This is a genomic window from Pseudaeromonas pectinilytica (assembly GCF_054780855.1).
Genome location: NZ_BAAGVN010000298.1, coordinates 1 through 11,157 on the forward strand (window position 1 = coordinate 1; position 11,157 = coordinate 11,157).

The following is an 11,157-nucleotide window of genomic DNA, read 5'->3' on the forward strand; positions in this document are numbered from 1 at the left end:
ACGCGCACCAGCGAGTCATTCTGGATTGCCTTGGTGAAGCATATCAGCGGGTTTATTCCTAAATTAGGTGCGGAATGTCGGCTTTACCTATAATGACCCGGTTATTTTCATGGAATTCGCGCTGGATGTGGCGCGCGCCTGTCATGCCCTGGGCATACAGACGGTCGCGGTGACGGCGGGATATATCAATCCGCAACCTACGGTGGAGTTTTTCGCCGCTATGGACGGCGCCAATGTCGATCTGAAGGCATTCAATGAAAGTTTCTATCGCCGGATCTGCGGCGGGCACTTGCAGCCGGTGTTGGATACCTTGCGCTATATCCATCATCAAACCAAGGTGTGGCTGGAGCTGACCACCTTGCTGATCCCGGGTGAAAATGACAGTGATCAGGAGATCAGTGCGCTGTGTGACTGGATCGGCGGTGAACTGGGTCCCGAGGTACCGCTGCATTTTACTGCCTTTCATCCCGATTACCGGCTGCTGGATCGGCCAGCGACATCGGTTGCGACCCTGCAGCGTGCCCGACAACTGGCCCAGAGCGCGGGGTTACACTACGTCTATACCGGTAATGTGCAGGATAGCGAGGGGGAAAGCAGCCGGTGTCCGGCCTGTGGCGCCTTGTTGATCGGCCGCGACCGTTATCGTCTGACCGACTGGCAACTGCTGGATGGTGGCTGCGCCGCCTGTGGCCACCGAGTGCCGGGGCGGTTTGAAGCCAGACCGGGCGATTGGGGCGCGCGCCGCCTGGCCGTCAAACCCGTCTAGTTTCGAGAGCAGACGGTGGATTATTCGAGGCTGGCGACTTGAGTTGCTCCTGGTTGCCAAATGCGGTAATGCACATCAATGCCCTGCGGCACATACAGCACTATGGGCAGGCGGCTGTTATATCGCACCAGATAGCCGTTGCCACTGACTGGAACTGCCGCTTTTTTCTTTGCGGTGTTCGGGCAGGCCATCATGGTGCTCACCGGCCCCATCACCTTGTCCAGTTGGTAATAGTTGTAGCCCCAGCCTTGCAACGTCTTTTCTTGTAGGTCGCCGCCCAAGCGCTGCCGGTTACAATCCACCATCAGCTGTTTGCTGAGCAGGATTTCAACTTTGCGGCTGGATTCATCCGCTTGTTTGGGTAGGCGAATGACTAGGCGCTGCATTGAGGGTTCCGCCGCCGGAAACATGCTGATGTCATGCTGAGTGGCGGCTGACAGCGGCAGGCTGCAGGCCAGCAACAGGGTGGTGATGCCGAGTTTACTCATGAAGGACTCCGAATGATGGAAGCGAATATGCTTACAGTCTAACCACTGTGGGACGATCAACCCTGAATGGAATGTGAACATCCATTCATTTAGTCACTCGGGCGATATCGGCGATCTCCTGCGTGTTGAGTACCCAGAGGCTATCACCCTGATTATTGAGCAGCATGTGCCGCTCATCGAGTAGGAAAATGGGACGGCTGCGATTAAATAGCGTTAACCAGATATCCTTCAACGGTTGCGCGTGACGCGCTAGAAGTTGCTTGCCGCTGTCGTTGAGGGGGAGTGCTGTGTAGTGACTCGATTTGAGAATCAAAAAGCCATCACTGAGCAGCCAACTTCCTTGTATCGAGATCCGCAGATCCGCAGTTGGCCCTTGCTGCTCTTGCAACTGGACCGCCACATCCAGCTGCGCCTCGCCATTACTCAGCAAGCGGAGCTGCCCCTTTTCCCACCAACTCTCGATCGGTGTACTCAGGATCAGGCTGGCTAATTCGGATTGACTCAGAGTTTGCCGTTGATAGCTCCACAACTTACCGGCAATACGCTGCTGGAGCCGGAGATCGGAATCCAGCCAGCCCGATATGCCGATGGTGATCACCAGCAAGAGCGCCAGGATGGCTTGCTGTGGATTCGAATATTGGCATCTCATCGGCACAACTCCTGAAGAGGCCCTTTGATGGAAAAATTGAAACTTTCCCCGGCACTGATCCAGACCAGATACCAGGTATCTGGCGTGGTGCTGATGATGAGTTGAATTGCCGGTGGCAAACGCCGGGTTTGCCCCCAGGCGAACAGGCAACGGCTTAGCGCTGGGTCGTTTACGACCTGGCTGCTGCCTTGTTGCCAGCGGATCAGGGGTGCAGGATGTGACGACGATTGCTGGTGGTAGAGGTGAACGCCATAGCCACTGCTGAGCACGAGCAGGGTAATCTGTAACCAGAACAGAACCCGTCGCCATCTCGATGGCGCAAAGGCTTGTCGTTCCAGCAGGGCGCTGACCTCATCCTGTTCCAAATGAACACGCATCGTCGGGACTCAAAAAGTGGAGTATGGCCATTATTGCATCAAACCGAGCGTCAATAATATCCCGGGTGACCGCGAAGTGAGTAACTACCGCTGGCGGTGACGGTTTTAGAGCCGTTGGTGCAAAAAAAACCAGCAGCCAATGACGGGTGCTGGTTTTTCCGAAGCGGATGAGAACTTAGTTGGTCAGGGTACCGTCAACCAGCTCATAGGATTTGACCGCATCACCTTCAAATTTCAGGGTCACGATCTTTTCGGCTTTTTTGGTATCGGAGCCCAGCGCGTTAGCTAGAGCCATGGCGCCGCTGGCCTTATCACTGATGCTGCTGATGTCATATTTCCAGACTTCATTGCCGCTGATGGTTTCGATGGCCTTGGGGGCGCCCAGCTTGGCTTTAACCTGCTCTTTGGTCGCGCCTTCTTGAATCTCGCTCTTCACCAGTTCGAGTACGGCCTTGTCGGTCGATGCGCCGCCATCGGTTGCGGTATTGATCGCGGTTGCGGTGTCAGTGACAGCATCCAGCAAGCCGGCTTGGGCTGAGCCCATCAAGGTGACCAGTAAGGCGGCGGCGAGGGTGATATTTTTCATCGTCAGTATTATCCCTGAATTATGTAAGGTTTATCAGTTGCATATGAGTACGCCGCAGGAATGTACAAGAAGGCCGCGAGCGGGTCAATCACCATTGCCGTTTGACTTCAGCCATGGCAACTCACTGAGCGATGTGGTGATCAAACGCGCAAACTCTGTCGCTCCAACGAATAGAGTGTGGCAGGCTCTGATGGCGACTAATTGACCATAAAAGCCGGAAAAACAGACATTTCCCGGATTAAAGTGTAAAAATTTGAACTTGGTTGTTAACAAGTTGTAGAAAATCATTACCCTTGCAGGATTGAATGCCGATTGGCCTGAAGCGCAAGTGCGGGACATCAAGGGAGTTAGATGATGAGAGGAAATAAACAAATCCAACCGGGATGGTTACTGTGTCTTGCGGCACTCCTCCTGAGTGGTTGTAACATGGCGTTGCTCGATCCCAAGGGGCAGATCGGGCTTGAGCAACGATCACTGATTATCACCGCCATTGCATTGATGTTGATCGTGGTGGTTCCGGTCATCGTCATGACCTTCTGGTTCGCCTGGCGCTATCGCGCCTCCAATACCAAGGCAACTTATACTCCGGATTGGGAGCACTCGAATAAGATCGAGTTCGTAGTCTGGACCATTCCCTGCATCATTATCCTGATCCTCGGCGTCATCACCTGGCGCAGTACCCATGCACTGGATCCGCGTCAGCCGATCGCCAGTCCGGCTAAGCCGCTGGTGATCGAAGCCATCTCGCTGGATTGGAAATGGCTCTTCATCTATCCGGAGCAAGGGATCGCAACGGTCAATGAGATCGCGTTTCCGGTGAATGTGCCGGTGCAGTTCAAGGTCACTTCGGGTTCAGTGATGAACTCCTTCTTCATTCCGCAGCTGGGTAGCCAAATTTACGCCATGGCCGGGATGCGCAATCAACTGCACCTGATCGCCAACGAAGAGGGGAGCTATCAGGGCATTTCCGCCAACTACAGTGGTCATGGCTTTTCGGGGATGAAGTTCATGGCCGAAGCGCGATCCCAGGAGGGATTCGAGCAGTGGCTGGCGCAAGTCAAGGCATCGCCTTCCAGTTTGCAATTTACCGATTATCAGAAACTGGTCGAGCCGAGTCAGAACAATCCGGTTGCTTACTATTCCACGGTCGAAACCAAGTTATATGACCGGATCGTCAACCAGTTCATGGGGCATGGGCTCCCGGGGGGAGCTCAGCACCAGATGATGGAGATGAGTCACGAGGATGCGATGCCGATGAGCCATGGAGACGGTGAGCACATGGACGCACATTCAGGAAATGGGGAATAATCATGTTTGGCAAATTAACGCTTGAGGCCATTCCGTATCACGAGCCCATTATCATGGGTGCGGTCGGGGCCATGATTTTGGGCGGTTTGGCGCTTTTTGCGGCCTTGACCTATTTCGGTAAATGGAAGTGGCTGTGGACCGAGTGGTTAACCTCGGTCGATCACAAGAAGATCGGCGTCATGTATATCATTGTCGCCATGCTGATGCTGCTGCGCGGCTTTGCCGATGCCATCATGATGCGGATGCATATGGCGGCGGCTTCGGCCGGCACCGAAGGTTTCCTGCCTCCCCATCACTACGACCAGATCTTCACCGCCCACGGCGTCATCATGATCTTCTTCATGGCCATGCCGTTTATGGTCGGCTTGATGAACATTGTGGTGCCATTGCAGATTGGTGCTCGCGATGTGGCCTATCCCTTCCTGAACTCTTTGAGCTTCTGGCTGTTTGTGGTCGGCGTAGCGCTGATGAACATTTCCCTGGGTGTTGGTGAGTTTGCCCAGACCGGTTGGCTGGCTTATCCGCCGTTGTCGGGCAAACAGTTCAGTCCCGGGGTCGGGGTCGATTACTGGATCTGGAGCTTGCAGATCTCGGGGATCGGTACCCTGCTGACCGGGGTCAACTTCTTCGCCACCATTCTGAAAATGCGAGCCCCGGGCATGAAGATGATGCAGATGCCGGTCTTTACCTGGACCGCGCTGTGTACCAACGTGCTGATCATCATTTCGTTCCCGATCCTGACCGCGACCGTTGCCCTGCTGACCATGGATCGCTATTTGGGCACCCATTTTTTCACCAATGAAATGGGTGGCAACCAGATGATGTATGTGAACCTCATCTGGGCCTGGGGGCATCCGGAAGTTTATATCCTGATCCTGCCTGCTTTCGGTATCTTCTCCGAAGTGGTGGCGACCTTCTGTAAGAAGCGGTTGTTTGGCTATACCTCGCTGGTGTGGGCTACCGCGGCGATTACTATCTTGTCCTTTATCGTCTGGTTGCATCACTTCTTCACCATGGGCGCGGGAGCCAACGTCAACGCCTTCTTCGGTATTGCCACCATGATTATCTCGATACCCACCGGGGTGAAGATATTCAACTGGCTATTCACCATGTATCGCGGCCGTATCCAATTCAGTGTGCCTATTCTCTGGACCCTGGGCTTCCTGGTGACCTTCTCGATTGGGGGGATGACCGGCGTGTTGCTTGCCGTGCCAGGTGCTGACTTCGTATTGCATAACAGTCTGTTCCTGATTGCCCACTTTCATAACGTCATCATCGGCGGTGTGGTGTTTGGTTATCTGGCGGGCTTCAACTACTGGTTCCCCAAGGCGTTTGGTTTCACTCTGAATGAGCGCCTGGGCCGATACTCCTTCTGGTTCTGGATCACCGGTTTCTTCTTCGCCTTTGTCCCGCTCTATATTCTGGGCTTTATGGGCATGACCCGTCGGGTCAGTAACCAGATCGATCCCCAGTATCATCTGCTGCTGGCGATTGCCGCAGGGGGCGCCGTCTTGATCCTGATTGGCATTATCTGCCAACTGTTGCAGCTGGCGGTGAGTATCCGGGATCGGGAAAAGAACCGGGATCTGACGGGGGACCCTTGGGGTGGCCGCACTCTGGAATGGTCGACGTCTTCACCACCGCCTTTCTACAACTTTGCCAAGTTACCTGTGGTCAAGGATCGGGATGCCTTCTGGGCCGCGAAGGAGGATGGCTCTGCCTTCCAGCAACCTGCTCATTACGCACCTATCCATATGCCAAAGAATACCAGCGCCGGTATCATCATCAGCGCCTTCAGCCTGGTGATGGGGTTTGCTCTGGTCTGGCATATCTGGTGGCTGGCGATTGTTGGTCTAGTTGGCATGATCGCCACCTATATCAAGCACACCTTCAATGACGATGTGGATTATTACGTTCCCGTCGAGGTGGTCGAGCGGACCGAGAATGAACATTTTGCTGCAATTGCCAAGGCAGGGGTAAACCATGGCCGCTGAAATTCTACATCATCCGGCGGTTCAGGCCGCCCATGCTGAACATCACGCCGAGCATCATCATGATGCGGGCGGAACTGCGATTTTCGGCTTCTGGATCTACCTGATGAACGACTGCATTCTGTTTGCAACTCTGTTTGCAACCTATGCGGTTCTAGCTGGCAATATTGCCGATGGCCCCTCGGCCAAGGAGATCTTCGAACTCCCGTATGTTCTGGTCGAGACCTTCTTGTTGCTGTTCAGCAGTGTGACCTATGGCTTTGCCATGCTGGCGTTCTACAAGCAGCAGAAGCAGGCTGTGCTGGGTTGGTTGGCAATCACCTTTGTCTTCGGGCTGGGCTTCATCGGGATGGAAATCAACGAGTTTGCCCATCTGATTGGTGAAGGATTCGGACCGGATCGCAGTGCGTTCCTCTCCGCCTTCTTTACCCTGGTCGGTACCCATGGCCTGCACGTGCTGAGTGGTCTGATCTGGATGGCAGTTCTGATGATCCAGTTGGTTAAAAATGGCCTGACTGCGAAGAACGGCACCCGTTTGATGTGTCTGAGTCTGTTCTGGCACTTCCTGGATCTGATCTGGATCTGTGTCTTCACCGTGGTCTATCTGATGGGAGTATTGCCATGAGTCATAGCAATGCACATCGCGCCGGTGCCGGTCACGGCAGCACACGTTCTTATGTGATGGGTTTCATCCTGTCGGTCATTCTGACACTGATCCCTTTTGGTCTGGTGATGTATCCGGCGTTCTCCAGCAGCGTATTGCTGATGGCGATTATTGGTTTGGCGTTGTTGCAGATCCTGGTGCAACTGGGCTTTTTCCTGCATATGAATACCAAATCGGATGAAGGCTGGAACATGCTGGCCTTTGTCTTTACGGTACTGATTATTGCCATTCTGGTGGTCGGATCTATGTGGATTATGTTCCATCTGAATAGCAACATGATGGAACCATAAGGCGATCACTATGCTAAAACGCTACCTGCTGGTTACCAAGCCTGGAATTATCTTTGGCAATCTCATCTCGGTGGTGGGTGGTTTCTTCCTGGCTTCCAAAGGAAGCCTGGAACTGGATATCTTCCTCGCCACCCTGGTCGGGGTTTCATTGGTGATTGCATCCGGCTGTGTGTTTAACAACTACATCGACCGGGATATTGATTGCCTGATGGAGCGGACCCGGAATCGGGTGCTGGTGCAGGGATTGATTGGTCCTCGGGCCTCGCTGGGATATGCAACCGGTCTGGGAGTCGTCGGAGTGGCGTTGCTCTACTGGGTGAATCCGTTATCGGCGGCGCTCGGTGGTTTGGGCTTCGTGGTGTATGTCGGGTTGTACACGCTGTGGCTCAAGCGGCGTTCCGTCTACGGAACCCTGGTTGGCAGCTTGTCGGGCGCTACGCCACCGGTGATCGGGTATTGTGCGGTCAGCAATGAATTCGATAGCGGAGCCCTGATCCTACTGCTGATTTTCAGTTTGTGGCAGATGCCCCATTCCTATGCGATTGCCATTTTCCGCTTCAAGGATTACCAGGCGGCGGCGATTCCGGTACTGCCGGTGAAAAAGGGCATCGCCCTGACCAAGAGCCATATTCTTCGCTACATCATGGCGTTTGCGCTGGCTACTGTCATGCTGACCTTTAGTGGTCATGCCGGTTTGTTCTATTTCACTGTCGCGACCTTGGTCAGTCTGATCTGGCTGGTGATGGCGTGGAAAGGCTTTCAGGTTACAGATGACAGAGTTTGGGCGCGGCAGCTGTTTATCTTCTCGATTGTGGCCATCACTAGCCTGAGCCTGATGATGTCGGTCGATGTCCAAGGTAGCGGGATGGGAGGCGAGTTATTTACCTTACTGAAATAACAGGCTAGTTTGTTTGCCAGGCGGCCTCAAGGCCGCCTGTTGTTTTACCGCGATCGATAGTTACCGAGATAGCGGCACAGCCGATTGCGAGTAACCGGTACGAGGTGAAAGCTCCGCAGTTAACCTGGATTGATTCATATGCATGATGATCGAATGACTGGCCGCGAGTTGCGTGCAACCTGGGGCTTGGGCTTGTTATTTGCGTTGCGCATGCTGGGGATGTTCATGGTGTTGCCAGTGTTGACGACCTATGGCCATGAGCTCCCGGGTGCCACGCCAGCACTGATCGGGATCGCCATCGGGGTCTACGGCTTTACCCAGGCGCTGTGCCAGATCCCGCTGGGATTTCTGTCGGATCGACAAGGCCGTCGATTGGTCATTGTCGGCGGATTGCTGTTGTTTGCGTTGGGTAGTGTGGTCGCCGCACTGGCCGATTCCATCTGGGGCATTATTCTCGGTCGCTCTTTGCAGGGCGCGGGAGCGATATCAGCAGCCGTGATGGCATTACTTTCCGATCTCACCCGTGAACAGCATAGATCCAAAGCCATGGCGATCATTGGCATGAGTTTTGGGGTGACGTTTGCCGTGGCCATGATCGTGGGGCCGATTTTAGCGCGCAGTTTCGGCGTCTCCTTTTTGTTTTGGGCGATTGCCGCTCTGGCCATTCTGGCCATCGGCGTGGTGCTATTTCTGGTACCGCAGCCGGCCGCTCATCAGCTGGATCGGGAATCGGCCCTGGTTTCCAGTGGTGTTCTGCATGTTCTGACTCGACCTCGTTTGTTACGGCTGAATCTGGGCATCTTTTGTTTGCATGTGTTGCTGATGAGCAGTTTTATTGCCTTGCCTGAGGCACTGGAATCCGCCGGTATGGTACGGACTGAACAATGGCAGGCCTATTTGTGGACCATGCTGATCTCCTTCTTGCCCGTTCTACCCATCATCATCTATGCCGAAAAGTTTCGTCGTATGCGGCGGGTCTTCCTGGGTACCATTCTGCTGTTATTTGGCTGCGAACTGATGCTCTGGGGCGCGGGGAGTGAGTGGGTTGGGTTGTTGATCGGCATGCAACTATTCTTTATTGCCTTTAACCTGATGGAAGCTTTGTTGCCTTCACTGGTTAGCAAGGAAGCACCGGCCGGTTTTAAGGGCACCGCCATGGGCATCTACTCGACCGCGCAATTTTTAGGGGTTGGTGTCGGCGGCAGTCTGGGTGGATACCTGTTAGGCATGGCCGGAAGCAGTGTTGTCTTTTTATTTGCAGCTATGCTGGCTCTGTTGTGGTGGCTTATTGCCAGGCCTATGCCGGAGCCTGCCTATGTCAAATCTATACGTCTGGCGCTTCCTGCTGCACCCTCCGGCCAGCTGAAGGCATTGCAACTGCGTTTGCAGCAGCAACCCGGGGTGCAGGAGGTAGCATTCGTAGCTCAGGAACAGGCGGCGTTTATCAAGGTGGATACCCGAGAAACCAGCCGCCTCGAGCTGGAGGCGCTGGTTGCTGCAGACTGAGCTGTGGCGTTAGCCCAGCGCTGTGTCCAGCGTCATCATCAGGGCAAAACCGGCCATCAATCCTAGCGTGGCGAATGTTTGATGTCCGTTGCGATGGGTTTCCGGAATCACCTCGTGGGAGACGACAAATAGCATGGCTCCGGCTGCCAATCCCAGGCCAATGGGATAAGCCATCGGCATGCCACTAGCCAGGCCAATGCCCAGTAGGGCTCCCAGTGGTTCAAGTAAACCGCTGCCGATAGCCACTAAAACCGCGAACGGGGGTTTGAAACCCGCTGCACAGAGGGCCAGAGCGACGGCGAGCCCTTCGGGAATATCTTGCAGCGCAATGGCGCTGGTCAGTGGTAAGCCGACGGACATATCCCCCTGCGAGAAACTGACACCGATGGCCATCCCCTCGGGCAGATTGTGTAACGCGATAGCGAACACGAACAGCCACACCCGGGAGCAGTGCTCATAGCCCGGACCACAAGGGCCGGTTTTGTCATGTTCATGAGGGGTAAACTCATCCAGACCCAGCATCAACAAAACCCCCAGCGCCATTCCCGCGACCACGATAGCCGCCGCCCAGCCACCACTGCCCGTTAATGCTTCGGCGGCGTCGAGCCCAGGTAATAGCAATGAAAACGCGCTGGCTGCCAGCATCATGCCGGCGGCAAAGCCTAACATGGCATCTTCAATGCGTTGGGGGACCGAACGTAGTACGAGCGCCGGTAATGCTCCGAGCGCAGTGGTCGCAAAGCCAGCCAATCCACCCAGGATGCCGTAACGAGTTCCCGGGCTGATATTGCCGCTGAGGATCATGATGATGCTCTGTAACAGGAGAAGGAGCACAACGGCCAAGGCCAGGGCTAAACTGGTTGCGGTCAGGGGATGAGCGCGCATGTGGCGCCAAATCACCTGTGACCAAGGTTCATTGATGTTCAAGGTGGAAGCTTGGGAGCCTGCATCCATGGAATTAACCTCTCGACTCTAGAAATGCGCAATCACGCTATCACCGGTTGGCGGTACGGTTCATTACAACGGGAACGTCGAGCGTTGTCCACGGCTCATGTGTTGAGGGACGAGTTTTAATCAAGAGGTACGGAGGTGACGGCATCGAGTTCGACGCAGGCGATATAGATGTCAGTGGCTTAATAGGGTTTTACGTAGCACGTAGCGGCCGAAAAAACGAAGCAACCAACTGACATATATTGAAACAGATAAGCGGAATGTAAAAATAAAAGCAGAAAACAGAGAGGATCTGAAATTTAACTTAACATTTGGCTATGGATAAAAAAGCGTTGGCATTACCCGATTCTGGATAATTAGTTGCTAACCAGGAGTGCATACCACAGGCGGACATCATACCTGTAATGCGTTTCCATGCTTGGCGCTTTTTATTGTTGATATTTTCACAGGGTTCATAGCAGATCCATTTTTCATTCTGCAACGCAGAATGCTTGGATACGCAAAGGGTATTGCTAATATTAACTAACATATTTTCTCTTTAATAAAGACTAATTGCCGGACGGCAAAGAATGAAGCAAACGGATTAACAGAAGCGGTTTTATGGGCGCTGTTCCCTTTACGTGTTGGGGCAATCTATACTTGCAGTAAGTTCGCTGGACTGAGGTGCCCGCTATGGATACCAA

General features: G+C 54.0%; 13 protein-coding genes. 7 read left to right on the forward strand and 6 right to left on the reverse strand.

Annotation, left to right across the window (positions count from 1 at the left end):
* The first annotated feature begins 67 nt into the window (after positions 1–67).
* On the forward strand, positions 68–766 hold the full coding sequence (gene amrS, locus ACYVG7_RS12055) for an AmmeMemoRadiSam system radical SAM enzyme (RefSeq protein ID WP_460883348.1): 699 nt from the start codon (positions 68–70) through the stop codon (positions 764–766).
* 20 nt (positions 767–786) lie between these two features.
* Here amrS and eco read toward each other — a convergent pair whose 3' ends face one another.
* The 4 genes from eco to bamE all read right to left on the reverse strand — a co-directional run bounded on the left by eco (position 787) and on the right by bamE (position 2,866).
* On the reverse strand, positions 787–1,254 hold the full coding sequence (gene eco, locus ACYVG7_RS12060) for a serine protease inhibitor ecotin (protein ID WP_460883349.1): 468 nt from the start codon (positions 1,252–1,254) through the stop codon (positions 787–789).
* Positions 1,255–1,339: 85 nt separating this feature from the next.
* Entirely contained in the window at positions 1,340–1,903 is a 564-nt protein-coding gene (locus ACYVG7_RS12065) for a hypothetical protein (protein ID WP_460883350.1), read from the reverse strand.
* Complete coding sequence (locus ACYVG7_RS12070; protein WP_460883351.1) at positions 1,900–2,280, reverse strand: hypothetical protein; 381 nt, start codon at positions 2,278–2,280, stop codon at positions 1,900–1,902. The genes ACYVG7_RS12065 and ACYVG7_RS12070 overlap by 4 nt, the downstream gene beginning before the upstream one ends.
* A gap of 175 nt (positions 2,281–2,455) precedes the next feature.
* Positions 2,456–2,866 (reverse strand): outer membrane protein assembly factor BamE domain-containing protein, encoded by a 411-nt coding sequence (gene bamE / locus ACYVG7_RS12075; RefSeq protein ID WP_460883352.1) that lies wholly within the window; start codon positions 2,864–2,866, stop codon positions 2,456–2,458.
* Between the two features lie 351 nt (positions 2,867–3,217).
* On the opposite strand from bamE, the gene cyoA reads away from it, so the two are divergent.
* From cyoA to ACYVG7_RS12105, 6 genes are all read left to right on the forward strand, one after another.
* The gene (gene cyoA / locus ACYVG7_RS12080; RefSeq protein ID WP_460883353.1) at positions 3,218–4,174 is read left to right on the forward strand and encodes a ubiquinol oxidase subunit II; all 957 of its coding nucleotides are present in this window, start codon (positions 3,218–3,220) and stop codon (positions 4,172–4,174) included.
* A gap of 2 nt (positions 4,175–4,176) precedes the next feature.
* Complete coding sequence (gene cyoB, locus ACYVG7_RS12085) at positions 4,177–6,168, forward strand: cytochrome o ubiquinol oxidase subunit I (protein WP_460883354.1); 1,992 nt, start codon at positions 4,177–4,179, stop codon at positions 6,166–6,168.
* The gene (locus ACYVG7_RS12090) at positions 6,158–6,790 is read left to right on the forward strand and encodes a cytochrome o ubiquinol oxidase subunit III (protein ID WP_460883355.1); all 633 of its coding nucleotides are present in this window, start codon (positions 6,158–6,160) and stop codon (positions 6,788–6,790) included. The genes cyoB and ACYVG7_RS12090 overlap by 11 nt, the downstream gene beginning before the upstream one ends.
* A complete protein-coding gene (locus ACYVG7_RS12095) occupies positions 6,787–7,119 on the forward strand; it encodes a cytochrome o ubiquinol oxidase subunit IV (RefSeq protein WP_460883356.1) in 333 nt (110 codons plus the stop codon). Before ACYVG7_RS12090 ends, ACYVG7_RS12095 begins: the two co-directional genes overlap by 4 nt.
* Before the next feature lie 10 nt (positions 7,120–7,129).
* Positions 7,130–8,017, forward strand: coding sequence for a heme o synthase (gene cyoE / locus ACYVG7_RS12100; RefSeq protein WP_460883357.1), 888 nt, complete (start codon positions 7,130–7,132; stop codon positions 8,015–8,017).
* Positions 8,018–8,155: 138 nt separating this feature from the next.
* Positions 8,156–9,523 carry an MFS transporter gene (locus ACYVG7_RS12105; protein ID WP_460883358.1) on the forward strand — a complete coding sequence of 456 codons (1,368 nt, stop codon included), beginning with the start codon at positions 8,156–8,158 and terminating at the stop codon, positions 9,521–9,523.
* A 9-nt stretch (positions 9,524–9,532) separates the two neighbouring features.
* Here ACYVG7_RS12105 and ACYVG7_RS12110 read toward each other — a convergent pair whose 3' ends face one another.
* Both ACYVG7_RS12110 and ACYVG7_RS12115 read right to left on the reverse strand, forming a co-directional pair.
* Complete coding sequence (locus ACYVG7_RS12110) at positions 9,533–10,477, reverse strand: ZIP family metal transporter (RefSeq protein WP_460883359.1); 945 nt, start codon at positions 10,475–10,477, stop codon at positions 9,533–9,535.
* 301 nt (positions 10,478–10,778) lie between these two features.
* Positions 10,779–11,003 carry a hypothetical protein gene (locus tag ACYVG7_RS12115; protein ID WP_460883360.1) on the reverse strand — a complete coding sequence of 75 codons (225 nt, stop codon included), beginning with the start codon at positions 11,001–11,003 and terminating at the stop codon, positions 10,779–10,781.
* Positions 11,004–11,157: the final 154 nt, after the last annotated feature.